We start from the raw sequence: 22,680 nt of genomic DNA, 5'->3' as shown, positions 1-22,680 counted from the left end.
GTCCTTCCTCGCTTTCGTCCGCTCCCGTTTCGCTGGTTGTGCCCGCTGAAGGCGGTCAACACCCTGCTTGAGGGCAGAAAACGGACATTGTTCAGCCTACGGGTGTGCCCGGGGCGCGATGCATCACCTTACGCGCCGGGGCGTGGCGCACGACCGAACGCCGCGTGAACAGTCAGGCGCTCAGGCTACCGGTGGGCGCGGCGTATCGGCCACGGGGGCGTGTTCAGCGCCTCCGACCGAATCTCGGCCCGCGCCCGCCCCCGCCCAGGGGCGTCCACCCGGAGCCGTCCTCCCCGCGGCGGAAGGGCGTGGTCGTCTTGTCCGGGTCGTCCTCGAAGCCGCCGGGATCGCCGCCGAACCCGGCACCGGGGCCGACGGCGGGGTCGTCGGCGGGCCACGCCGGGTCCGGGACGCCGGGGACCGCGTCGGGGACCGTGTCACCGACCGCCCCGCGCCGGTACTCCTCCCGGCTGGCGCGCGCCACGACCCGGCGTTCGGAGGGCGGGGCCCCGTCGTTCGCGGCACGCCAGCGGAGGGGCATCGCGGCGGAGAAGAGCAGCAGAGTCCCCAGCGGGAGCGCCACGGCCAGACCCGTGCCCGAGGGGTAGAGGGAGCTGTCCTCGTTCAGCCAGGACAGCGCCGCCCCCATGGAGGCCGGGTGCGCGACCGGCCACAGGCTCAGCGCCGTGAGCAGGGCGCCGCTGGCCCCGGCCACCAGCGGCGACAGCCGGGACGCCACCAGGTAGGCGCACACCGCCCCCAGCAGCCCCAGCACCACCGCCGACGACACCGTCGCCACGGTCACCTCCCCCTCGGCGAACCGGGGGAGCAGGCCGGACGACCAGGCCGCGGCGACCCACAGCACGGGGGCCAGGGCGACGCCGCCGAGCAGGCCTACCAGATGGTGCAGCACGGTGATTCCTTCCCTCGCGTCACCCGCAGACGTTCTCCCGCGCGGTCGAGACCGAACCGGCCTCCTCTGCGGCCGAGGGCTCCTCCCTCGGGGTGGCGTCCGCGGTCTGCGGGGCCTCGAACGCCGTGTAGTCGAACCCGATCACGATCTGGAGCTCACCGTCCAGGGCGTTGTCCTCGACCGTCTGCGAGCCCGGCATCATCCCGGCCACGTACTCGGCCGCGGCCGCGTCGTCGGGGCCGTGGCGCACCTGGGTGGTGGCGACGTCGAGGCTGCTCCAGTTCTGCGCGGGGGAGGCCACCTGGAACCCGGCCGCGGCCAGTTCGGCGTCCAGCTGCGCGCCCAGGCCCGCGGTGCCGATCCCGTTGAACACCTGGACCCGGATGTCGTCGGGCCGCGGCTCGGAGCCGGACCGGTCCTCCTCCCCGGACCCGTCGACGGGCCGGTCGGCCCGGACCGCGGCGAACAGCTCGCGGGCGGCGGGCTCGTCCCACAGCACGGCGACGTCGCCGCGCGGCGTCCAGTACTCCATGTCGGCGATGGGCACCTGGGTGAAGGTGACCTCGCCCAGGTCGATGTCGCGCATCTGGTACGCGAGCTCGTTGATGGTGCTGGTGTCCAGCCCCTGGTCCACGGTCACCGACGACAGGGCGCTGTCCAGGAAGTCGGTCAGCTTGGCCGGGTCGGAGAGCGTCTCGGTGCTCATCGCCTGGTCGAGCATCGCGGACAGGACCTGCTGCTGGCGCTCGATCCGGTCCAGGTCGCCGCGCGAGGTGGCGCGGGTGCGGGAGAAGGCCAGGGCCTCGGCCCCGTCCACCCGGTGCGTGCCCGCCTCCATGTCCAGCTGGGCCTTGGGGTCGTGGATCGCCTCGGGCAGGCACACCTCGATGCCGCCCAGGGCGTCCACCACGTCCACGAAGCCGTTGAAGTCCACCTCGACGTAGTGGTCGACCCGCACGTCGGTCACCGACTCCACGGTCCGCACGGCCAACTGGGGGCCGCCATGGGCGTAGGCGGCGTTGATCTTGTCGGGGCCCTGGCCGGGGATGTCCACCCACAGGTCCCGGGGAATGCCGACGACGGTGAGCTGGTCGCGGTCGTGGTTGAGCCGCACCAGCATCATGCTGTCGGAGCGCTGGCCCGGGGTGGAGCCCACGCTCAGGTCCTCCTGGGCCTCGCCGCTCATCTCGTCGCGGTTGTCGGAGCCGATCACCAGGAAGGTCAGGCCGCCGGTCTGCTCGGGACGGCCCTCCTCGGACAGGCCGCCGAACACGTCGAACCGGTTCAGGGCCCCCGACATCCACCCGGTGAGCGCCCACGAGGTGCCCGAGGCGAGCAGGACCAGAGCCGACAGCGCACTCATCACCAGCAGGCCGGTACGGCGCCGACGGGTGGCGGCGCTGGGCACGGTCACCCGGCCGGACCTGGGGGAGCGTTCGGGCGGGAGGGGCTGCGAGCGCCGGCGGCGGAACTCCTTCGCGGGGCCCTGCCGTCCCGCCCTGTCATCGCTCATCGGCGTCCCCGTCCCAACCGGTCAACGGTGTCCTTATCTCTAGGTTGTCACCCGATTCGCCGAAGCGCGCGGGATGTCAACCCCCGGCGTGTTGTCCTCCTCTTTGCCTGTCCCTCTCCTTGTTGTGACGCCGTGAACTGCGCGGGGGTTCCGTGCGGGCGGTGTCATCCTGAGCCGTATCCGGTACCTCCACGTGACCGAAATCGCGCTCCGATGCGGTGACAATGTCCTGGCCCGGCCACGCCGGGCCCGGCCCACGGCCGAACGGGACCCCTGCCGTGTCCGGCAGGGTCCGCACGGGCGCACCAGCCGCGCGCGGTTCCCCTCACACATCCCTCTCGCAGCACGGAGTTCCAGTGACCCACCCCTACCCCGAGGCCGTCTCCAGCAGGAGCTGGCTCGTGGCCCTCCTGCTCTGCCTGTTCCTGGGCACGATCGGCGTCCACCGCTTCTACACGGGCAAGATCGGCACCGGCGTCCTGATGATCCTCACCTGCGGCGGCGCCGGCGTGTGGACGCTCATCGACCTGATCATGATCATCGTCGGCTCGTTCAAGGACGCCGAGGGCAGGCCCGTCAAGAACCAGGCCTGAACCACGGCGGCCCCGGCCCGGCGGACTCGCCGGGCCGGGGCCGCGGCGGTCGTGCAGTACCGTTGACGCGCGTACGACACCCTCCTACGCAGTCCCGACACGTCTTGACCCTGGGAAGTGCCCGTGTCCTGGCCGCCTGTCTCCGTCGTCATGCCCGTACTCAACGAAGAGCGCCACCTCGCCGCCGCGGTGGAGCACGTCCTCGCCCAGGAATACCCGGGCGAACTGGAGGTCGTGCTCGGGGTCGGACCCTCCTCGGACCGCACCCGCGAGGTCGCCGACGGGATCGCCGCCGCCGACCCGCGCGTGAAGGTGGTGGACAACCCCACGGGAAGGACCCCCTCCGGGCTCAACGCCGCCATCGGGGCCTCCTCGCACGACATCGTCGCCCGCATCGACGGGCACGCCATGATGCCCTCGGACTACCTGCGGGTGGCCGTGGAGACGCTCCGCGAGACCGGCGCCGACAACGTCGGCGGGATCATGGCCGCCGAGGGCACGACCCCGTGGGAGAAGGCGGTCGCCGCGGCCATGACCTCCAAGGTGGGCGTGGGCAACGCGCGCTTCCACACCGGCGGTGAGGGCGGCCCGGCCGACACCGTGTACCTGGGCGTCTTCCGGCGCTCGGCGCTGGAGCGGGTCGGCGGCTACGACGAGGCGTTCCTGCGGGCCCAGGACTGGGAGATGAACCACCGCATCCGCAGCACCGGCGGCACGGTGTGGTTCCAGCCGCGCATGCGGGTCTCCTACCGCCCCCGGCGCAACGTGCGCCTGCTCGCCAAGCAGTACTTCCACTACGGCCGCTGGCGCAGGGTGGTCTCCCGCCAGCACAAGGGCACCATCAACCTGCGCTACCTGGCCCCGCCCGTCGCCCTGGCCGGTGTGGTCGCCGGGCTGGTCGGCGGCTTCTTCCTCTGGCCGCTGTTCCTGGTCCCGGCCGCCTACCTGGCCCTGGTCACCGCCGCCTCGGTGCCGCTCGGCCGCGGCCTGCCCGCCGCCAGCCTGCCGATGATCCCGCTCGCGCTGGCCACCATGCACATGTCCTGGGGCGCCGGGTTCATCACCAGCCCGCCCGGACTCGGCTCGGACTCGCGCACGGCGCAGGCCGCCCGGACCTGAGCCGCCCTCCCTCCCCGGCCGCTTCCGGCCCCGGCCCTCTCTCGTGCGGGAGAGGGCCTTCTGCTAAGCAGGAGTGAGGGACGGGCGAGGGAAAGCGGGTGTCATGGACGACTTGCGCGGCAACCAGGCCGTGTGGCGGTTCGACGGCGAGACGGTCGCGATCAGGTACGAGGCCCAGGGCTGGTTCAAGGACCCCCTGCTCAAACGGATCGGCCAGCTCGAACTCCCCGTGGCCGCGATCGCCGAGGTCGACTTCCAGCCCGGAGCGGGCCCCAGGAAGGGGTGGCTGCTGCAACTGCGCCTGCACGAGCGGACCGACCCCTACGCGGCGGTCGGCGCGATGCTCAAGGAGAAGTCCCAGCCCTTCCGGCTCACCGGTCAAGCCAGCGGAGAACTGGTCGCCGAGTACCTGGCCGACCAGATCCGCTTCGCCGCCGAGCAGAGCGGGCCGCCCGCCCCCGACACGGCCGTGCGCCTGGTGCCCCGGCTGCCCTTCCACATCCAGACCTCCGAGGGGACCGCAACCCTGGACGGCTCCACCGTGCGCCTGGTCTGGTCCGGCGGCGAGGCGGGCGGGCGCAAGCGCAGGGCGCAGCGCCGTGAGTACGACCTCTCCGAGATCACCGGGGTGGACTGGGCGCCCTCCGACGGCTGGGAGTGGGGCTACATGCGCCTGGTCACCGCCGACACCGGCGGCAAGGACACCGGCAAACCCAAGCAGGACCTGCGCGCCCTCGTCGCCGAGGAGGGGGCGGAGGGCTACGACACCCTGCTCATGGCCGCGGCGGTCACCGCCCACGTGTGGGCCGCGCAGGCGTCGGGGTCCGGCGGCCGGGACGGGCGCGGCGTCGCGGCCAGGCTCAGGGACCCGCGGTGGTGGCTGGACGCGGCGGTGCGCTCGACCGACCAGCTGCAGAGCCTGTCCGCGGGGCCCGCGGCCCCGAACGCGGATGCGGACACGGCGGGGGAGGGCACCGGACCCGGCGCGGGACCGGCGGCGGTGACGGAGGGCGGGGCGGTCCCGGCACTGCGGGCCGGGGACGCCGCGGAGGAGGCGAACGCTCGCCCCGACACCGAGTGGATCTTCCGGCAGATCGAGAGCCTGGGCGAGCTGCACGCCAGGGGACTGCTCACCGACGAGGAGTTCTCCGCCAAGAAGGCCGAGCTGCTCGGCCGGATCTGAGGCCCCGCCCGGTCCCGGGACCCCTGGGCCCGGGACCGGCGGCGGAACCCGGTCGGCGGGGCCGGCGGCGGAACCCGGTCGGCGGGGCCGGTGCGGCGGGACGGGGACCCGGTTCAGGACCCCGCGGAGGCGCCGCCCTTGAGCGCGGACACCGCCCCGGGTACGTCGTCCACCACGACCGCGTCCATCCCCGCCTCGGCGAACCGCGCCGCGTCCACCGGGTCCGGGCACCAGGAGACGACCTCGATCCCCGCCCGGTGCGCCAGGTCCACGGTGTACTCCACCGACCGGCGGTCCGGGCGGGGAGCGTCGCCGGACAGCCCGAACGAGCGCGCGTCGATCGCCACCACCGGGCACCCCATCCCGGCGGCGCCCGCCACGGCCTGGTCCAGCGGGTTGCGCACGAACGGCATCCACGCCGTGGGCACCGCCGGAGCCTCCTCGCGGACGGCGAGCAGGACGCCCGGGTCGAAGGAGCAGACGAACACCCGGCGGCGCCCGGCCTCCCTGCGCAGGTACGGCAGGAGCAGCGAGACCGTCCGGCGCGAGGGGGCGTCGACCGCGTCCTCCATCACCGACTTGACGTCCACGTCCAGGCCCACCCCGGCCGGGATCGCGGCCAGGCCCTCCTCCAGGCCGACCAGCCCGGCATCGGCGCACTCGCGTGCGGTCAGCTCCACGACCGCGTGGCCGTCGTCCAGGGCGGCGTTGTGGTAGAGCACCAGCGCGTCGTCGGCGGTGCGGCGCACGTCGATCTCGATCCAGTGCGCCCCGGCCCGCGCCGCCGCGGCGTAGGACTCCGGCGTGTTCTCCCGGGCGCCGTCCACCACGCCGCGCCCCGCGCCGCGGTGCCCGACCACCTCGGTCGCCTCGAAGACCCGGCTCACGCGTCCGCCCCCGACAGGGCGGCGCGCTCGCGCGCGCGGCGCAGCAGCGTCTCGGCGACCTCCACGTCGCCCGGGTTCGTCACCTTGATGTTCGTCTCCTCTCCCGGCACGATCCGCACCTCCTCCTCCGGCAGGTACCGCAGCACCACGCCGCAGTCGTCGGTGGCCACCAGGTCCGGGTCGGCCGCGGCCAGCTCGTAGGCGCGGCGGGCCACGCCGAGCCGGAAGCCCTGCGGGGTCTGCATCCTGCGCAGCTCCGCACGCGGGGGGACCTGCGCGATGACCTCGCCGCCGGAGCCGCCGGGCGCCACCCGCACCACGGTGTCGGCGCTGGGCACCGCCACCCCGACCGCGCCCGCCTCCGCCAGCGCCGCCACGCACGCGCTGATGACGGCCGGGCTCACGAGCGGGCGCGCGGCGTCGTGCAGCAGAGCCAGGTCGGTGTCGGCGGCGCCGCCCATCGCGGCCAAGGCGGCGAGGGAGGTGCCGGTGCGGGTCGCTCCGCCGGGGAGCACCGCGGTGACCTTGGTGAACCCGGCCGCGTCGACGATCCCCCGGACCCGGTCGAGGTACTCCTCCACCATGAGCACGACGATCTCGTCGACGTCCGGGCACGCCTCGAAGGCGGCGATCGCGTGCTCCAGGATGGGTCGGCCCTCCAGGGGCAGCAGCTGCTTGGGCGCGGGCGCGCCCATCCGCGCGCCCACCCCTCCGGCCAGAACCGCCGCGATCACGCGCGGACGCATGGCTCCACCTCTTCCGTCGTCCACGGCCGCCGTCCACAGCGGCCGGATACCCCTGGTGCGCCCGGTCGCGTTCGGGTTTCCTGGATATACGGGGGGTCCCCGGAACCCGCCGACACCGTGCTGCCCAAGGACAACCGTGCTGCCCAAGGACAACCGTGCTGCCCAACGACAACCGTGCGGCCCGCGGTCCCGCGCCCCCGCGATCCGGCGCGGTTCCGCGGGCCCGGTGCGCTCCCGGCTGAGGCTAGCCGACGGTCCGCCGCGCGGCGCCTCCGCCCGGCGCTCCGGCCCTGCCCCGCCCCGCACGAGGCCCCGCTCCGTCCCGCCCGACGCATTCCCCGCCCCGCCCGCTTCCTCACGCGCGGGCGACCACCCGTGTGCGGACGGTGGGCGTCGGCACCGCGCCGCCCTGCCCCGTGCGGGGACCATCCCGCCTCCCGACACCACTTCTGCCGGGGCCGGTGCCCCCGCCCAACGACGCCTCCGACCGGCACGGCGCCCCGTTCCACACGGCACTCCGCGCCCCGCGCGGCCTCCGCACGCCTCCTCCGGCCTCTCTGGGCGAAGGTACAAAACACGCATTGGTGACAGGTGGGGTGGCACAGCCCGTCGTTCGCAGCGGTAACCTATGGACGCCTGTATGGCGTGCCCGGTGCCGACCTCCTCCCAGAAGCGGTCGTTGAACCGGGCGCGGTCCGTGACATCCCCCGGTCGCCCGGACACGCTCCCCCGTTTCGGTACGCCGTACGGGGTGGACCGCGTATCCCGGCCGGTGCGCACAGGCGAGTACGAGCACGCCCGTCCGGCCTCAGCGTGGACCGGACGAGACATCAACCCTTGGAGGTGGCGGTGGCGTCAAGGGCGCTGGCCGTCTGGGAGCACCGGAAGGTCGTCGGCCTCCTGGTCCGGCGCGACCTGAAGGTCAAGTACCAGCAGTCCGTACTGGGGTACGCGTGGACGATGTTGGAGCCGCTGGCTCTGACGATGGTCTACTTCGTCGTCTTCGGCGTCATCCTCAACGCCGAACGGGGTATGCCGCCGGAGGCCCTGGCACAGGGCGGTTTCCTGCTGTTCCTGGTGGCGGGGATCCTGCCCTGGAACACCTTCGGGGCGATCCTGTCCGAGGCCCCCCGCGCGATGATCACGCACGCCAAGCTGATCACCACCATGAAGGTGCCGCGGGAGATCTTCCCCATCGCCACGGTCGGCACGAAGTTCGTCGAGTACCTGCTCACCTGGCCCGTGCTGATCCTCTTCGTGATCTTCCTCGGCGGCAGGCCCTCGTGGGAGGGCGTGCTGGTGTGGCTGCCGCTGGCCATCGTGCTCCAGTTCGTCTTCGGGCTGGGCCTCACCCTGTTCCTGTCCGCGGTCAACGTGCTGCTGCGCGACGTCGAGCGCCTGGTGCGCATCGCCTCGCGCATCCTGTTCTACGGCTCGGCGGTCCTCTTCCCCGCCTCGCTGGTGCTCAGCGAGCCCAGCGTCCCGGAGTGGGCGAAGACACTTTTCCAGTTGAACCCGCTGCTGGGTATCTTCGAGATGCACCGTGCCGTGTGGTTCGCCGGGTTCGACGAACTCACCCCGAGCACGCTCGCGCTGACCTCGTCGGTGGTCGGTTCGGTCCTCATGCTGATCATCGGATACTGGACGTTCCGCCGTCTGGAGATGTCCGTCCTGAAGGAGCTGTGATGGCGCAGACGACCTACGGCGCCGGGACCACCGGTCCGGTCATCGAGGCCAAGGGCCTCGGCGTCAAGTTCGCCGTGAACCGCCGACGCAAGCGCAGCCTGCGCGAGATGTTCATCCACGGCACCAAGCGCGACCCCAACGCCGAGGGCGACGAGTTCTGGCCGCTGCGCGACGTCACGTTCGAGATCGGACGCGGCGAGTGCGTGGGCATCGTGGGCAAGAACGGCACCGGCAAGTCGACCCTGCTCAAGCTGATCGCCGGGGTACTCATCCCCGACGAGGGCGAGGTGCACGTCCACGGCAAGGTCGCCCCGCTGCTGGAGCTGCGCGCCGGGTTCAACGACAACCTGACCGGCCGCGAGAACGTGTACCTGGTCGGCTCCCTGCACGGGATGACCGAGAAGCAGATCGACGAGCGCTTCGACGAGATCATCGACTTCGCCGAGATCAAGCCCAAGTTCGTGGACACCCCGGTGCGCCACTACTCCAGCGGCATGAAGGTCCGACTCGGCTTCGCGCTGATCTCCCAGCTGGAGCACCCGATCATGCTGGTCGACGAGGTGCTCGCGGTCGGCGACAAGGCCTTCAAGCGCAAGTGCTACGAGGCCATCGACCGCATGCTGGCCAACCAGCGCACAATGGTCCTGGTGTCGCACAGCGAGAGGGACCTGCGCCGGTTCTGCAACCGCGGGCTCTACGTCAAGGACGGCGGGCTCGCCCTGGACACCGACATCGACGCCGCGCTCGCCGCCTACAACGACGACACCCAGGCGGAGATCGAGGATCGCAAGAAGCGCGACGCCGAGAAGAAGAAGCGTGCGGAGGAGAAGGCCAGGAAGGCCGCCGAGTCCGACAACGGCGGCGACGGCGGCCAGGCGGCCTGAGCCGCCCGGGCCCGTCCGGCCTCCGCCGAACGCGCTGACGCACCGACGCGCACCACCGGAGTCCGTCCGGCGGTGCGCGTCCGGCGTTTCACCACATGTCCGGACAGGGGCCCGCGCCGTCCCGTCCCGTCGCGACGATCCTCGCGTGTGTCAGTGATTGAACCGTTACACAGAGTGAGAAACGGTGTCTCCCATCAGAGCTGGGAGAGGACACGTCCATGGCCCACAGCGGCACCGTGGCGCGGCTGGCCGCGCGGATGCTCGAACGCCGACACGTCACCCGCGCCGGGGTGGCCCGGATCGGCGTCCTGGGCGCCGTCGGCGCGGCGGTCTGGTTCTCCCGCGCCGACGCGGTCGGCGGCCTGGCGGGCTCGGCCTTCCTCGGCGCGGTCCTGTTCTGCGACGCGGTCCGCGAGCGCATGCGGGCCGACCGGTACGACGCCCTCACCCTGTGGCTCGCGGCGATGCTGTCGCAGCTGCGCGAGTACGCGGTCTACCTCGGCCTGGCGGCGGGCGCCGTGGCCGCCGGGAACGGCGGGGCCTGGGGGTGGGCCGCGGGTGCGCTCGTCGCCCTGGCCCTGCGCGACTCGCTCCTGGCGGCCGGGTCCGCTCCGGCCGACCCCGGGCCGGGACCGGGCCGAAGGAGACCCCCGTCGTCCGCCCAGGGGCCCGCTGGCGGCCTCCTGGGGGGTCTGGCGCCCCGCCCGCCCCAGGGGCCGCGCGTCAGCGACCCCGGACTGACCGCGCGGCTGTTCGGCGCCACTGTGGTGGACGGCACAACGGGCGGTTCGCGTCCGGTCCGCGCCCCCGCCGGGGCCCGCGCCGACGCGACGGCCGTGAACGGGCACGCGGTGAACGCCGTCCCCGCCAACGGCGCCCCGGTGAACGGGGCCCGGATGAACGGGACCCCCTTGTACGGAAGCCCCGAGGAGGGGGTCCGCTCCGCCGGAGCCTCCCCGAACGGGACCTCCGACCGGGCCCGCGCCGACGCCGCAACCGATGACCGCGTCGCGGACGGCGCCCGTCCCGACCTGCCCGCCCCCTCTCCGCTGCGCCGGATCGCGGACTTCCCCCAACCCGTGCGCTTCCTGGCCATCGCGGTGACCGCCACGCTCTGGGACGCGCGCGTCGCCTTCGTCACCCTCGTCGTCGGCTGCGTCGTCGCGGCCACCGCCCAACTCGCCGATCCCGCGCGGAGCCGACCGTGAACGCGAGCGCCGCGCACGGGGGTTCGGACCGGGACCGGTACGTCCTGGTCCGTCCCGACCTGCGGTTTCTTCGTGATGACAGTCACATGGCGCTGCTGCTCGGCCGGATCGCCCCGGGTGGAGCGCCGCCCCTGCTCACGGCGCTCACCGGACTCCTGGTCGTCGGAACGCTCCTGGCGGCAGGCCAGGGACGGCTGGCAGGCATTACCCTGTTCGCACCGGTCGCTGCCCTGCTACTGTCCGGACTGGCCTCGGGCCATCCCCACGACGGACGGTTCGACTGGCTCGTGCCACCCGTCCTGCGCGTCACCGAGTACGGATACCTGGCGGTCCTGGGGCTGGCGTCCGGTGTACCGGGTCCACTGGTGTTCGTACTCTTGATGGCGGTCGCCTGTCACCACGGCGACGACGTGGCCCGTCCCGCGGTCGGCGCGGCCCGCCCCGCAGGGGTGCGCGCCGCGGCTCTCGGCTGGGACGGCCGCATGCTCGTCATCGCGGTCGGAGGAGCGCTGCACGCGCTCGCCCCCGCCTACGGCATACTCGCCGGATACCTGGCGGTGCTGCTCGTCCGCGAGGCCGTGCGCACCTGGAGCGCGACACCGGTGGCCGACGTACGCGCCAGCGCCGCCCCCGGCGAGGGCGACACGGACCCGGGGGATCAGCGGATCCCCCGACCAGGCCACGCAGACGGGGGCCGACCGGCCGCCGGAACGAACGGGGAGGCGTGAGAGCCCTCCCCGACTAAGGAGGAACACGCCCTCATGCTCGGAATGGTTCTCGCCGCAGGCGCGGGGCGCCGTCTACGCCCCTACACCGACACCCTGCCCAAGGCGCTGGTGCCCGTCGACGGTGAGACGACCATCATGGACATCTCGCTGCGCAACCTGGCCGCGGCCGGGCTGACCGACGTCGTCGTCGTGGTCGGCTACCGCGCGGAGGCGGTCGAGGCGCGCAAGGAGGCCCTGGAGGAGCGCCACGGCGTCAAGCTCACCCTCAGCCACAACGACAAGGCCGAGGAGTGGAACAACGCCTACTCCCTGTGGACCGCGCGCGAGTTCTTCTCCGAGGGCGTCCTCCTGGTCAACGGCGACACGGTTCACCCCGTGAGCGTCGAGGAAACGCTACTCGCCGCGCGGGGACCGGAACTGCTCCTCGCGGTGGACAGTGTGAAAAGCCTCGCTGACGAGGAGATGAAGGTGACCCTCGACGAGGAGGGCCACCTGCGCACGATCACCAAGCTCATGGACCCGGCCACCGCCGCGGGCGAGTACATCGGCGCCACCCTCATCGAGGGCTCCCTGGACGCCCGTCTCGCCGACGCCCTCAAGGCCACCTGGGAGCGCGACCCGCAGCTGTACTACGAGGACGGCTACCAGGAGCTGGTCAACCGCGGCGAGAAGGTCGCCGTGGCGCCGATCGGCGAGGTGGACTGGGTCGAGGTCGACAACCACGACGACCTGGCCAAGGCGAGGGAGATCGCATGCCGCTACTAGCCCGCATGCTCCCCTCCCCGCTGGCGATCGACGTGCGCCGGGGAGCCGTCGCGTCCCTCGGGACGCTGCTCGCCGACCGCAGGATCGCCACCGAGGGCCGCATCGCCGTGGCTGTCGGTCCGGGCCAGGGGGCGCAGATCGCCTCCGAGCTGGACCTGCCCAACTGCGAGGTCTTCCACGTCGAGGAGGGCACCGTCGACGCCGCGACCGAGCTGGGCAAGAAGCTCCGCTCGGGCGCCTACGAGGCGGTCGCCGGGATCGGCGGCGGCAAGACCATCGACGTGACCAAGTTCGCCGCCACCATGGCGGGGATCCCCATGGTGGCCGTGGCCACCAACCTGGCGCACGACGGCATCGCCTCGCCGGTCAGCTCGCTGGAGCACGAGGGCGGCAAGCCCTCCATCGGCGTGACCATGCCCATCGCCGTGGTCATCGACGTCGACTACGTCCGGGCGGCCCCCGCGCACCTGGTCCGCTCGGGCATCGGCGACGTGGTCAGCAACATCTCCGCCATCGAGGACTGGGAGCTGGCGGGCCGGGTCAACGGCGAGCCGGTGGACGGCATGTCCGTCACCTTCGCCAGGGTCGCGGCCGAGGCGGTCCTGCACCGCCCGGACTCGGTGGAGTCCGAGGCCTTCCTCACGGTGCTGGCCGAGGGCCTGGTGCTCTCGGGTATGGCCATGTCGGTGGCCGGGTCCAGCCGCCCCGCCAGCGGCGCGTGCCACGAGATCCTGCACGCGGTCACCCAGCTCCACCCGGGCACCAGCAACCACGGCGAGCTCGCCGGGCTGGGCGCGCTGTACGCGTCCTTCCTGCGGGTGCGGCACCTGGACTGGTCGGAGGCGCGGATGAACGAGATCCGCGACTGCCTGATCCGTCACGAGCTGCCCGTCGTGCCCTCCGACGTCGGACTCGACGAGGCGGAGTTCGCACGGGCGGTGGTCCACGCCCCGGACACCCGTCCGGGCCGGTTCACCATCCTGGAACACCTGAACCTCTCCGAGGACGAGATCGGACGGAGCGTCAAGGACTATGTCGAAGCCGTCGGTCGCTGAGGTCCGAGCGGGCGGCCAGCCCGCCGGCATCAAGGAGAGGACGAACGAGGAGCACTGGGCGGGCCGCCTCTACATGCGCGACCTGTCCCCGTACCTGACCACGTTCTTCGTCCGGCTCGGCGTCCCCCCCAACCCGATCACCTACCTGATGATGGCCTTCGGCGTGCTCGCCGGGGTCGTGGTCGCCTTCGGCGGCCTGTGGTCGGCGATCGTGGCGGCGCTGTTCGTGCAGGTGTACCTGCTGCTGGACTGCTCCGACGGCGAGGTGGCCCGCTACACCGGACGCACCAGCGTGGCCGGGATCTACCTGGACCGCATCGGCCACTACGTGTCCGAGATCGCGCTCCTCATCGGCCTGGGCGTGCGCGCCCAAGGCGAGTGGGAGGCGGGCGGCTGGGTGATCCTGGGCATGGCCGCGGCGATCGGCGTGGCGCTCATCAAGGCCGAGACCGACAACGTGGTGGTGGCGCGCGCCAAGGCGGGCCTGCCCGAGAAGGTCTCGGACGAGGCGATGCGTCCGCGCTCGTCCGGTCTGAGCCTGGCCCGCCGCCTGGCCTCGGCGCTGATGGTGCACCGCCTCATCCAGGCCGTGGAACTGTCCCTGATCGTCGTGGTGGCGGCCGTGGTGGACGCCTTCCTCGGCGACCTGACGGCCACCCGGATCCTGGTCGCGGCGTGCGCCGCGGTGGGCGTGCTGATGAGCTTCGCGCACTTCGTGAGCGTGCTCGCCTCGCGCCGCCTCGAATAGCGCGGACAGTTCGGGCGCCCCCGGCCCGAACCGGGTCGGAACGTCACGAACGACGCGCCGATGACGTTGACGTCACGAACGGGGCCGTGCAGGTTACCCTGTCCACGGTCCCGTCCACCTTCCCTTTATTCTTTCGTTAGTCTGTTCCTGCGATCGTTGGCCGTGTGTCAACCTTCCAGTAACACTTCGTCCACTGAACGGTCGCAACCATGGCCACACCCGTGATTCCGTCCTCACCGAGCCCGGAGAAGCCGGAGGTGACGGTCTCCCCAGCGCCCAGAGCCGAACGGAGCCGCCCCCAGGTGTCCGCGCCCACCCTGTCCTGCGTCCTGCTGACGATGGGCAACCGTCCCGCCGAGCTGCGCCGGGCCATCACCAGCGTGTTCGAGCAGGAGGACGCGGACGTCGAGGTCGTGGTCGTCGGCAACGGCGCGGACCTGCCGGAGCTGCCCGAGGGCGTCACGCGGGTGCGCCTGCCGGAGAACGTGGGCATCCCCGAGGGGCGCAACCACGGGGTGCGCGCGACCAGCGGCGACATCATCCTCTTCCTGGACGACGACGGCTGGTACCGCTCCAGGGACCTGGCCCGCCACGTGCGCGAGCGCTTCGCCGCCGACCCGTCGCTGGGCGCGCTGTCCTTCCGCATCGCCGACCCCGACGGCGGCCCCGACCAGCGACGCCACGTGCCGCGCCTGCGCGTGGGCGACTCCCGCAAGTCGAGCGTGGTGACCACGTTCCTGGGCGGGGCGTGCGCGATCCGGCGCACCGCCTTCGAGGCCGGGGGCGGCCTGCCGGGCGACTTCTTCTACGCGCACGAGGAGACCGACCTCGCCTGGCGAATCATGGACGCGGGCTACGGGATCGAGTACGACGCCGACGCGGTGATGTACCACCCGGCGGTGGCGCCGACCCGGCACGAGAACTTCTACCGGCTCAACGCCCGCAACCGGGTGTGGCTGGCCCGCCGCAACCTGCCCTGGCCCCTGGCCGCGGCCTACCTCGGCACCTGGGTCGGGCTGACCGTGCTGCGCGAGCGCGACCGCGACGCGCTGCGCTCGTGGTTCGGGGGCTTCCGGGAGGGCTGGCGCGAGGAGGCCGGTCAGCGCACCCCGATCAGCTGGTCGACCGCGTGGAGGATGACCCGCGCCGGACGCCCGCCGATCATCTGAGCCCAGGCCGATCCGGACGCCGGTGGACGGCCCGGCCGCGACAGCGAAGAGCCCCCTCGACCGACGGGTCCCGGAGTTCCAGAACTCCTCGGACCCAGTGGTCGAGGGGGCTCTTCGTTCAGCTGGTGGCCGCGTCGCGGTGGCGCACCCTGGGGGTGCGCTCCTTCGGTACGAAGTGGGGCCAGGTCGGCGTTCCGCATTCGGCCGCGTGCAGTGCCGCGCGCACGTTGGCGGAGAACAGGCGGGAGGCGTCCTCCAGGGTAGCGGCCTCCACACCCATCGTCACCGAGAGCGTGCGGTTGGCCAAGCTTCCCACCACGTCGGGATCGACGATGCCGGGATCGCACTCCTGGAGGTTGTCCAACTCGTCGACGAAGCGGTCGACGAAGTCGTCGAAGTCCCCGTCACTGTCGGCGCCGTTCCGCGCTTCGAAGGAAAGGTCGGCTACGAGGTGGTGTGTGGTCACAGGTCCCGCTCCTCCCAGCATGTGGCCCGACGCAGCTGCCCCAGCAGGTCTTTGAGGTAATTCGCCCCGGAGGGCGTGAGCTTAACGGTCTTGAAGTGTTTCTCCGGGCACGGGCAGTGCATCTTGTAGTACTTCTTCCTGCGCTCGACCCTCCACTGTCTGGCCTCGGCCGCCCGGAGCACGGATTCCAGACCCTTGTTCGGGTGTCGTGGACGGACCATGCGCAGTCCCAGCCGGTCGCTCAGAGGGAAGAAGGGTCAGCGCCCGAGCCGGTGTGGCCCAAGCGTAGGTGAAGCCTAGGGGAGCGGGCTCCGACGGACCGGCGGTTCGGTGTTTTCGACGCGGATTCCCCGGAGCGGGACGCGGCGGGGGCAGGGCGGCGGGCGGGGCTCGGCGCGGTGTCGGGAAACTGTTGCCGCTTGACAATAGTTGACTCTGGCGGCATTGTTTACGGTTGGGAAGCCCGCCCCGAGGTGGCGGCTGCCCAGGGCAGGGCGGGGACGCCGGGGTTCCACCCACACGTGGCGCCGGACCGACCGCCCGGCCCGCACCAGTGGCTCAGGCCGTGCGGAAGTTCGGCTGCTCGGAGCTGTCGGAGTGTTCCTCGGAGCGGCTCGCCGCCTCGCGGAAGGACACGAGCCCTTCCATGAGCATCACCCGTTTGCGCGGGGGCATACGGGCGATGACCTCGTGGAGTTCAGCCTCCCTGCGAGCTCTCAGGTCGCGCAGGAAGGTCCGGCCGCTCTCGCTCAGCCAGAGCCTCAGCTCACGACGGCTGCTCGGACTCGGCGTCCGGGTCACGAAGCCGACCGCCTGGAGGCGGTCGCACAGCCTGCTGACGGACGGAGGGGTGGAACCCAGGCGCTCGGTCACCGTACGCAGGTTCACGCCGTCCTCCTCCTCGAGGATGAAGAGGACCTTGAGCTGCGGAGGAGAGACCGGTGAGGAGGCGACCTCACGGCCGCGCCCCCAGAGCACTTCCATGAGTTCGGTGACGGTGGAGGCCGCACGGGCTGCTTCGGCTGTCGGTTCCTGCGATTCAGGACTCACTTTCCACTCTCACACGTCGCGTCTGTGAGTTGTACCCGTCCGGCATCGGAAATGGGGTACCTCTACGACCATAACGGAACGCCCCGTTCCGCGCCCGCCGACCGTGCCCGTGCCGGTGTGCGGGATACTTCTCCAATCGGCACAGAAAACACAGGTCGAGCCAGTGAACAGATACGAGACCGTAGCGCGGTCCCTCCGCGAGGCCCAGCCGCACGGGCTCATGGCGGTCCTCCGTGGGGCTCTCTCCGAGGTCTACGCGGCGGTGTCCGCCGAACTCTTCCTCGCTGACTACGGACTCAAGGTACTCTGCCACGTCCCCGATCCGCCCGGGGAGTGCGCGGGGGAGTACTCCGTCTTCAACAGTGTCGTGGGCAGGGTCTTCGGCGCGCAGGAGACCTTCGTCGAGGACAGCTTCGGGTCCGAGGCCGTCACCGTCCACCTCCCGGTGAGCGCCCGAGGCGACCGGCTGGGCGTGCTCACCGTCGAGCTGAAGGCGGACGACTACTCCGCCGGGGTGCTCGCCGAACTGGAGCAGGTCGCCGACGTGCTCGGCCACGAGATCCTCGTCGCCGAACGCGACACCGACGTCTACCGGACGCTGCGCCGCAGGGACCGCCTCACCCTGGCCGCCGAGGTCCAGTGGGACCTGCTGCCGGGCCGGGGCTTCGAGTGCCCGGAGTACAGCATCGGCGCCCAGCTCGAACCGGCCTACTCCATACGCGGCGACAACTTCGACTGGTCGGCCGCGCCGGACCGCCTCACCCTGGGCATCACCAACGGCATGGGTGAGGGCATCGACGCCTCGCTGCTGACCAGCCTGGCGGTGAACGCCCTGCGCAACGCCCGCCGCAGCGGGATCCCGCTCGCCGACCAGGTCGCCCTCGCCGACAAGGCCGTCTACGCACACTACCGGGGAGAGCGCTACCTGGACGTCCTCCTGCTCGGCTTCGACCTGGCCACCGGCGAGGTGCAGGCGGTCGACGCGGGCTCGCCCCTCCTCTACCGCCTGCGCGGCGACCGGGTCGAGCAGGTGCCCTTCGAGGCCCAACTGCCCATGGGCATGGCAGAGGACACCGTCTACACCGCGGAGAGCTTCCGGGTCGAGCCGGGCGACCGGCTGGTGTTCGTCAGCGACGGCGTGTTCGAGGCCAAGGGGTCGTCCGAGGAGGAGACCTTCGGCACCCGGGCCCTGTCCCTGGCCATCCTGGCCACCAGGCTGGTGCCCAGCTCCTCCGTGCCCCAGGAGGTCCTGCGCCACCTGGCCGAGTACCGGGGCGACCACGCCTCCCTCGACGACGCGCTGGTGGTGTGCCTGGACTGGCGGGGTCGGGACGAGCCGGAGTAGGAGCCGCGTCCCGCTCCGGCGCGCGCCGCGCCCCGTGCCCGCCCGCCTCAGGTCTGGTAGACAATTGCCACGCGGCAACAACGCAGGACCCCCTTCCAGCGACACGCAGCACCATGAGGAGATGTATGACTGACGGAGCATCCGACCACTCCGGGTCGGGCGCGCGGATCGTGTCCGCCTTCCTCCGGCGCCGCAGGGAGCAGATCGCCCAGCGGTGGGCCGATCTGCCCCTCTTCCAGACGGTGTTCACCGTCACCCGGGACGAGGCCGTCGAGGCCTGCCACGCGGTCGTCGACTCCCTCGCGGTGGTCGCCGACAGCGGGCGCGTCGACGACCTGGAGGCCCCGGGCTTCCACCCCGTCCGCGAACAGCTCGTCGCGATGACCGCCTCGCGGACCAGGTCGGGGCTGTCCATCGCCCAGGTCGACCGAGAGGTCGGCGTCCTGGCCGAGGCCGCGATGGAACTGCTGGTCACGGACGCCCCCGGGACCGGACCCGACGAGCTGTGCGACATCCGCCTCCAGCTCGCCACGCTGTTCGCCACCCTGCGGGTCATGGTCGTCGAGAGCATGCTCCAGGAGAACCAGGAGATCATCCAGCGCCAGCGCCAGCAGCTCCTGGAGATGGCGACCCCGGTCGTCAAGCTCTGGGACCGCCTCGTCGCCGTGCCGCTCATCGGCATGCTCGACAGCGCGCGCAGCCAGGTGGTGATGGAGAACCTCCTGGAGGCCATCGTCGAGCACAAGGCCACCATCGCCATCCTGGACATCACGGGCGTGTCGACGGTGGACTCGCTCGTGGCCCAGCACCTCATGAAGACCGTCGCCTCGGCGCGGCTCATGGGTGCGGAGTGCGTGATCTCGGGCATCCGCCCCGCCATCGCCCAGACCATCGTCCAACTCGGCCTCGACCTGGGCCCGGTCACCACCCGCGCCAGCCTGGCCGACGCGCTGGAGTGGGCGCTGGAGCGCCGCCAGAGCAACGCGCCGTCCATGCAGGGTTCCTGAGAGCTGATTGGACAGGTACGTGACTAGTCCTCCCACCATCCCGGTCCTCGACCTCGGCGGGCTGCTACTGGTGAGCATCCAGGGCGAGCTCCCCGACGAGGCCGCGGTCGACCTCCAGAACGACGTGACCACCGCGGTGGCCGACACCGGCTCGCGCGGACTCATCATCGACATCAGCTCGCTCGACATGGTCGACTCCTTCCTCGCGCGGGTCCTCGCCGAGGTGGCGGCCTCCTCCCGGCTCCTCGCCGCCCGGACAGTCCTGGTCGGCATGCGCCCGGCGGTGGCCATCACCCTGGTCGAACTGGGCCTGACCCTGCCGGGCATGGACACCGCCCGGACGGTCACCGAGGCGGCGGCCAGCTTCGGGGTCACCATCGAACGGAAGGAACGGCCGGAACGGGGCGCGACGTGAGCCAGGCCTCCGCGGAGCCGATCCACGTGCCCATCCGCAGGGACACCGACCTGACGGTGGTCCGCCAGCAGGTGCGCGCCCTGGCGCAGCAGACCGGGTTCGGCCTGGTCCAGCAGACCAAGCTCGTGACCGCGGCCAGCGAGCTGGCCCGCAACACGCTCCTGCACGGCGGGGGCGGGGCCACCGAGATCCGCGTCGTCCACGGCCAGGCCGGACAGGGCGTGCGCGTGTCCTTCGTCGACTCCGGGCCGGGTATCCCCGACGTGGACACGGCCCTGACCGACGGCTACTCCACCGCGGGCGGCCTGGGGATGGGTCTGAGCGGCTCCAAACGCCTCGTGCAGGAGTTCGAGATCGAGAACCTCCCCGAGGGAGGGACCAGGGTGACCATCACCTCCTGGGCCGATCCCTACGGGCGCGGAGCCCGATGACCAGGGTCTGGGACCTGGCGGTCACCGACGCCACGCACGTGTCCTACGCGGCCCGGACCGCCCGCGAGGCCGCGCTCGGCATCGGTCTGGACAGGGCCGCGGCGGACGCCGCGGCCCTCGCCGCGTCCGAACTGGCGACCAACATGTGCAGGTACGCCGGCGGTGGGCGCTTCGTGGCGGAGGAGGCCAGGGAGCCGTGGGGAACGGCCCGGGCCCTGCAGGTCCTCGCGCTGGACCACGGCCCCGGCATCCCCGACGTCCCGCGCGCCATGAAGGACGGCTTCTCCACCTCGGAGGACTCCCTGGGCGCGGGGCTCGGCGCCTGCGCGCGCGCCGCCGACTTCTTCGAGGTCCAGAGCAGCCCGGGCAGGGGGACGGTGGCGGTGGCCCGGTTCGCCCGGCCCGCCGACCGCACCCTGTTCGGCGCCCGCGCGGCCACGGGCGGGATTCACGTCCCCCTGGGCGGTTACAAGTTCTCCGGGGACGCCCTGGCCTTCCGCAGCGGCGGTGCCCTGCGCACGGTCATGCTCGCGGACGGGCTCGGGCACGGTGAGGCCGCCTCGGACGCCGCCGACGTGGCCTCGCGCTTCGTGACCGGGAGCAGGGGAGGGACCCCCGACACGCTTTTGCGCGGGCTGCACGGGGCGCTGCGGCGCACGCGCGGGGCGGCCGTGGCGATCGTCGAGATCGACGAGTCCCGGGGCCGTCTCACCTTCTGCGGGGTCGGCAACATCGGTGCGCGCCTGTACCGGGACGGGCGCTGGGAGACACTGCTCTCCCAGCCCGGGATCGTGGGGGCCTTCTCCCTGCGGACGCTGGCCCCGGCCCGGCGGGAGTGGGCCCCGGGGGACATGCTCATCCTGCACAGCGACGGGGTGCCGGGACGATGGAAGCCCGAGGGCGTCGAGGCCCTGCGCGGCCACGACGCCGCGGTCGTGGCCGGAGCGGTGTTCCGGGACTCGGGCAGCGCCGCCCGTCCGCTGCGCGACGACACGAGCGTCGCCGTGGTCACGCACACCGCACGCCCTGACGGGGGAGGACGATGACGCAACCGCTGCTCGACCTGCGGGTCCGCGGCGCCGTCGACGCGGCGCGGGCCCGCGCGGCCGTGGCGCGCGTGCTCGACGCCGCGTGCGCCGGGGACGAGGCCGCACTGGAGTTCCTGGACGGCGCCTCCTCGTGGGCGCTGCGCGCGGCGGGGCCGGGCGGTCCGGCCGCGCTGGCGGTGGACCTGTCCGAGGACGGATTCGTGCTGCGCGCCACCGTCCGCGACGGCGCGGGGGAGAGCCGGTGGGAGTCCGACCTGCCCCTCCGCGAGCCCCTCGACGCGGGGGCCGCGGCGGGCGGGGACCCCGGGGGAACCGACGCCGAGCTCCTGGCGGCGGAGCTGCTGCGCACCTCCGAGCGCGCGGGGAGGGTGGCCGCCGTCGCGGCCGAGCGCGCACGCGAACTGGAGTGGCACCAGCGCGAGCTGGAGGAGACCAACCAGGGCGTGCTCGCCCTGCACGCCGAGCTCGCCGAGGCCAGCGACGAGCAGCGCAGGCTCCTGGCGGCCGAGCGCTCGGCCCGGGACCAGGCCGAGGCCGCCCGCAACAGGCTCACGTTCCTCTCCACGGCCAGCGCGAGGCTCATGACCTCCCTGAACCAGTCGGAGATCTTCGCCCGCCTGCGGGACCTGCTTGTGCCCGAGCGTGCCGACGCCGTCGAGGTGTGGCTCACCGGCGAGGACGGCGGCCTGTGCGCCTCCGACGCGCGTGGGGCCGCCGTGCCGGACACGGTGCTCCTGGCCGCGGCCCGGCGCCGCCCGACGGACGCCCTGGCCGGGGAGGGGGAGCTGGCACTCCCCCTGCTCACGGGTTCGGGGCTGCTCGGGGTGCTGCTGCTGCGCCGCGCCGAACCCCTGGACGCCGATGACGAGGTCGTGCTGGACGAACTCGCGCGGCGGGCGGCGGCGTCGCTGGACAACGCGCGCCGCTTCGAGCGCGAGCGCGACACGGCGGCCACCCTCCAGCGGGCCATGCTCACCGAGCTGCCCGAGACCCCGGGGATGGAGATGACGGCCCGCTACCTGCCCGCCACGCGCGGGATGAACGTGGGCGGCGACTGGTACGACGTCTTCTCCCGGGGTGACGGCGAGTTCATCGGCGTGGTCGGCGACGTCACCGGGCACGGCATCCACGCCGCGGTGATGATGGGCCAGCTGCGCACGGCTCTGCGCGCGTACGCGCTGGAGGAGCGCAGTCCGGCCGTGCTGCTGGAGCGACTGCACCGGCTGCTGGGCCACCTCGAACCGGACCTGTTCGCGACCGCGGTCATCGTGCGCTTCCGGCCGGGGGACCCCGAGGTGGTGATGGCCGGAGCCGGGCACCCGCCGCCGCTGTGGCGCGACGGCGAGGGCAGGGCGGAGGCGGTGCCCCTGCCGTCCGGCGGCATGCTCGGTCTGCCGGTGGAGCTGTCCTACACCGACCACACCGTCGAACTGCCTCCGGGCGCCGCGCTGCTGCTGTACAGCGACGGCCTGATCGAGCGGCGCGGGGAGTCCATCGACGACGGGATCGCGCGCCTGGTGGAGGGCTTCGGGGGGCCGCCGTACTGGCGGGGCGGCCCGGACAAGGCGGCCGACGACCTGCTGGACGCCATGGTCAAGTACCAGGACTGCGACGACGACGTGTGCCTGCTGGTCTTCCTCGCCGCCGAACGGGACGGGTAGCGGCGGCCCGGGTCCGTGCGCGCAGGGGGCCGGGCACCCCTCGGCGCCCGGCCCCCTGG

The 22,680-nt window shown here is 72.6% G+C and carries 24 protein-coding genes; 17 read left to right on the top strand and 7 right to left on the bottom strand.

Translation table 11 applies throughout. The features are described from left to right. Positions 1 to 223 precede the first annotated feature (223 nt). The gene (locus ACSTA4_RS24500) at positions 224 to 913 is read right to left on the bottom strand and encodes a YIP1 family protein (protein WP_444961178.1); all 690 of its coding nucleotides are present in this window, start codon (positions 911 to 913) and stop codon (positions 224 to 226) included. 19 nt (positions 914 to 932) lie between these two features. Next, positions 933 to 2,426, bottom strand: a complete 1,494-nt coding sequence (locus ACSTA4_RS24495) for an LCP family protein (RefSeq protein WP_444961177.1) — start codon at positions 2,424 to 2,426, stop codon at positions 933 to 935. 356 nt (positions 2,427 to 2,782) lie between these two features. On the opposite strand from ACSTA4_RS24495, the gene ACSTA4_RS24490 reads away from it, so the two are divergent. The 3 genes from ACSTA4_RS24490 to ACSTA4_RS24480 all read left to right on the top strand — a co-directional run bounded on the left by ACSTA4_RS24490 (position 2,783) and on the right by ACSTA4_RS24480 (position 5,321). Further along, complete coding sequence (locus tag ACSTA4_RS24490) at positions 2,783 to 3,019, top strand: TM2 domain-containing protein (protein ID WP_212642874.1); 237 nt, start codon at positions 2,783 to 2,785, stop codon at positions 3,017 to 3,019. Positions 3,020 to 3,142: 123 nt separating this feature from the next. Next, positions 3,143 to 4,138, top strand: coding sequence for a glycosyltransferase family 2 protein (locus ACSTA4_RS24485; RefSeq protein ID WP_444961176.1), 996 nt, complete (start codon positions 3,143 to 3,145; stop codon positions 4,136 to 4,138). A 103-nt stretch (positions 4,139 to 4,241) separates the two neighbouring features. Continuing rightward, the gene (locus tag ACSTA4_RS24480) at positions 4,242 to 5,321 is read left to right on the top strand and encodes a DUF4429 domain-containing protein (RefSeq protein ID WP_444961175.1); all 1,080 of its coding nucleotides are present in this window, start codon (positions 4,242 to 4,244) and stop codon (positions 5,319 to 5,321) included. A 113-nt stretch (positions 5,322 to 5,434) separates the two neighbouring features. Here the strand turns inward: ACSTA4_RS24480 and ACSTA4_RS24475 are convergent, their stop codons facing one another. Together ACSTA4_RS24475 and ACSTA4_RS24470 are read right to left on the bottom strand one after the other, a co-directional pair. Beyond that, positions 5,435 to 6,208 carry a glycerophosphodiester phosphodiesterase gene (locus ACSTA4_RS24475; protein ID WP_444961174.1) on the bottom strand — a complete coding sequence of 258 codons (774 nt, stop codon included), beginning with the start codon at positions 6,206 to 6,208 and terminating at the stop codon, positions 5,435 to 5,437. Then, positions 6,205 to 6,954: an IspD/TarI family cytidylyltransferase gene (locus tag ACSTA4_RS24470; protein ID WP_274974666.1), complete on the bottom strand. Its 750-nt coding sequence runs from the start codon at positions 6,952 to 6,954 to the stop codon at positions 6,205 to 6,207. Before ACSTA4_RS24470 ends, ACSTA4_RS24475 begins: the two co-directional genes overlap by 4 nt. Positions 6,955 to 7,791: 837 nt before the next feature. On the opposite strand from ACSTA4_RS24470, the gene ACSTA4_RS24465 reads away from it, so the two are divergent. From ACSTA4_RS24465 to ACSTA4_RS24430, 8 genes are all read left to right on the top strand, one after another. Beyond that, positions 7,792 to 8,640: an ABC transporter permease gene (locus ACSTA4_RS24465; RefSeq protein WP_444961173.1), complete on the top strand. Its 849-nt coding sequence runs from the start codon at positions 7,792 to 7,794 to the stop codon at positions 8,638 to 8,640. Continuing rightward, positions 8,640 to 9,524, top strand: coding sequence for an ABC transporter ATP-binding protein (locus ACSTA4_RS24460; protein ID WP_444961172.1), 885 nt, complete (start codon positions 8,640 to 8,642; stop codon positions 9,522 to 9,524). Before ACSTA4_RS24465 ends, ACSTA4_RS24460 begins: the two co-directional genes overlap by 1 nt. Positions 9,525 to 9,742: 218 nt before the next feature. After that, positions 9,743 to 10,732 (top strand): hypothetical protein, encoded by a 990-nt coding sequence (locus tag ACSTA4_RS24455; protein WP_444961171.1) that lies wholly within the window; start codon positions 9,743 to 9,745, stop codon positions 10,730 to 10,732. Further along, on the top strand, positions 10,729 to 11,460 hold the full coding sequence (locus ACSTA4_RS24450; protein WP_444961170.1) for a DUF5941 domain-containing protein: 732 nt from the start codon (positions 10,729 to 10,731) through the stop codon (positions 11,458 to 11,460). The genes ACSTA4_RS24455 and ACSTA4_RS24450 overlap by 4 nt, the downstream gene beginning before the upstream one ends. Positions 11,461 to 11,493: 33 nt before the next feature. Then, positions 11,494 to 12,225, top strand: a complete 732-nt coding sequence (locus ACSTA4_RS24445) for a phosphocholine cytidylyltransferase family protein (protein WP_013154871.1) — start codon at positions 11,494 to 11,496, stop codon at positions 12,223 to 12,225. Positions 12,226 to 12,230: 5 nt separating this feature from the next. Then, positions 12,231 to 13,280 carry an iron-containing alcohol dehydrogenase family protein gene (locus ACSTA4_RS24440; protein WP_444964262.1) on the top strand — a complete coding sequence of 350 codons (1,050 nt, stop codon included), beginning with the start codon at positions 12,231 to 12,233 and terminating at the stop codon, positions 13,278 to 13,280. Next, positions 13,258 to 14,028, top strand: a complete 771-nt coding sequence (locus ACSTA4_RS24435) for a CDP-alcohol phosphatidyltransferase family protein (protein WP_248771951.1) — start codon at positions 13,258 to 13,260, stop codon at positions 14,026 to 14,028. Before ACSTA4_RS24440 ends, ACSTA4_RS24435 begins: the two co-directional genes overlap by 23 nt. 302 nt (positions 14,029 to 14,330) lie before the next feature. Further along, a complete protein-coding gene (locus ACSTA4_RS24430) occupies positions 14,331 to 15,197 on the top strand; it encodes a glycosyltransferase family 2 protein (RefSeq protein WP_047867982.1) in 867 nt (288 codons plus the stop codon). Between the two features lie 118 nt (positions 15,198 to 15,315). Here ACSTA4_RS24430 and ACSTA4_RS24425 read toward each other — a convergent pair whose 3' ends face one another. The 3 genes from ACSTA4_RS24425 to ACSTA4_RS24415 all read right to left on the bottom strand — a co-directional run bounded on the left by ACSTA4_RS24425 (position 15,316) and on the right by ACSTA4_RS24415 (position 16,713). Further along, a complete protein-coding gene (locus ACSTA4_RS24425; protein WP_444961169.1) occupies positions 15,316 to 15,663 on the bottom strand; it encodes a hypothetical protein in 348 nt (115 codons plus the stop codon). Beyond that, positions 15,660 to 15,884 carry a hypothetical protein gene (locus tag ACSTA4_RS24420; RefSeq protein ID WP_444961168.1) on the bottom strand — a complete coding sequence of 75 codons (225 nt, stop codon included), beginning with the start codon at positions 15,882 to 15,884 and terminating at the stop codon, positions 15,660 to 15,662. Before ACSTA4_RS24420 ends, ACSTA4_RS24425 begins: the two co-directional genes overlap by 4 nt. Before the next feature lie 337 nt (positions 15,885 to 16,221). Further along, on the bottom strand, positions 16,222 to 16,713 hold the full coding sequence (locus ACSTA4_RS24415; RefSeq protein WP_444961167.1) for a MarR family winged helix-turn-helix transcriptional regulator: 492 nt from the start codon (positions 16,711 to 16,713) through the stop codon (positions 16,222 to 16,224). Positions 16,714 to 16,933: 220 nt separating this feature from the next. Here ACSTA4_RS24415 and ACSTA4_RS24410 point away from each other — a divergent pair, with 220 nt between their 5' ends. The 6 genes from ACSTA4_RS24410 to ACSTA4_RS24385 all read left to right on the top strand — a co-directional run bounded on the left by ACSTA4_RS24410 (position 16,934) and on the right by ACSTA4_RS24385 (position 22,621). Next, the gene (locus ACSTA4_RS24410) at positions 16,934 to 18,058 is read left to right on the top strand and encodes a PP2C family protein-serine/threonine phosphatase (protein ID WP_444964261.1); all 1,125 of its coding nucleotides are present in this window, start codon (positions 16,934 to 16,936) and stop codon (positions 18,056 to 18,058) included. Between the two features lie 125 nt (positions 18,059 to 18,183). Further along, positions 18,184 to 19,065: an STAS domain-containing protein gene (locus ACSTA4_RS24405; RefSeq protein WP_444961166.1), complete on the top strand. Its 882-nt coding sequence runs from the start codon at positions 18,184 to 18,186 to the stop codon at positions 19,063 to 19,065. A 19-nt stretch (positions 19,066 to 19,084) separates the two neighbouring features. Then, positions 19,085 to 19,480, top strand: a complete 396-nt coding sequence (locus ACSTA4_RS24400) for an STAS domain-containing protein (protein ID WP_274974656.1) — start codon at positions 19,085 to 19,087, stop codon at positions 19,478 to 19,480. Continuing rightward, complete coding sequence (locus ACSTA4_RS24395; RefSeq protein ID WP_444961165.1) at positions 19,477 to 19,911, top strand: anti-sigma regulatory factor; 435 nt, start codon at positions 19,477 to 19,479, stop codon at positions 19,909 to 19,911. The genes ACSTA4_RS24400 and ACSTA4_RS24395 overlap by 4 nt, the downstream gene beginning before the upstream one ends. Next, complete coding sequence (locus ACSTA4_RS24390) at positions 19,908 to 20,957, top strand: SpoIIE family protein phosphatase (RefSeq protein WP_444961164.1); 1,050 nt, start codon at positions 19,908 to 19,910, stop codon at positions 20,955 to 20,957. The genes ACSTA4_RS24395 and ACSTA4_RS24390 overlap by 4 nt, the downstream gene beginning before the upstream one ends. Continuing rightward, a complete protein-coding gene (locus ACSTA4_RS24385; RefSeq protein ID WP_444961163.1) occupies positions 20,954 to 22,621 on the top strand; it encodes a PP2C family protein-serine/threonine phosphatase in 1,668 nt (555 codons plus the stop codon). The genes ACSTA4_RS24390 and ACSTA4_RS24385 overlap by 4 nt, the downstream gene beginning before the upstream one ends. The last annotated feature ends 59 nt before the right edge of the window (positions 22,622 to 22,680 follow it).

It is taken from the genome of Nocardiopsis sp. M1B1, from assembly GCF_052466615.1.
This window is presented reverse-complemented; position numbering and strand designations above follow the sequence as displayed.

Coding starts and splice junctions, on each gene's coding strand:
- ACSTA4_RS24495 (WP_444961177.1), bottom strand. CDS start 2,426: ATGAGCGATGACAGGGCGGGACGGCAGGGCCCCGCGAAGGAGTTCCGC.
- ACSTA4_RS24480 (WP_444961175.1), top strand. CDS start 4,242: ATGGACGACTTGCGCGGCAACCAGGCCGTGTGGCGGTTCGACGGCGAG.
- ACSTA4_RS24470 (WP_274974666.1), bottom strand. CDS start 6,954: ATGCGTCCGCGCGTGATCGCGGCGGTTCTGGCCGGAGGGGTGGGCGCG.
- ACSTA4_RS24460 (WP_444961172.1), top strand. CDS start 8,640: ATGGCGCAGACGACCTACGGCGCCGGGACCACCGGTCCGGTCATCGAG.
- ACSTA4_RS24455 (WP_444961171.1), top strand. CDS start 9,743: ATGGCCCACAGCGGCACCGTGGCGCGGCTGGCCGCGCGGATGCTCGAA.
- ACSTA4_RS24445 (WP_013154871.1), top strand. CDS start 11,494: ATGCTCGGAATGGTTCTCGCCGCAGGCGCGGGGCGCCGTCTACGCCCC.
- ACSTA4_RS24440 (WP_444964262.1), top strand. CDS start 12,231: ATGCTCCCCTCCCCGCTGGCGATCGACGTGCGCCGGGGAGCCGTCGCG.
- ACSTA4_RS24435 (WP_248771951.1), top strand. CDS start 13,258: ATGTCGAAGCCGTCGGTCGCTGAGGTCCGAGCGGGCGGCCAGCCCGCC.
- ACSTA4_RS24420 (WP_444961168.1), bottom strand. CDS start 15,884: ATGGTCCGTCCACGACACCCGAACAAGGGTCTGGAATCCGTGCTCCGG.
- ACSTA4_RS24410 (WP_444964261.1), top strand. CDS start 16,934: ATGGCGGTCCTCCGTGGGGCTCTCTCCGAGGTCTACGCGGCGGTGTCC.
- ACSTA4_RS24405 (WP_444961166.1), top strand. CDS start 18,184: ATGACTGACGGAGCATCCGACCACTCCGGGTCGGGCGCGCGGATCGTG.
- ACSTA4_RS24390 (WP_444961164.1), top strand. CDS start 19,908: ATGACCAGGGTCTGGGACCTGGCGGTCACCGACGCCACGCACGTGTCC.
- ACSTA4_RS24385 (WP_444961163.1), top strand. CDS start 20,954: ATGACGCAACCGCTGCTCGACCTGCGGGTCCGCGGCGCCGTCGACGCG.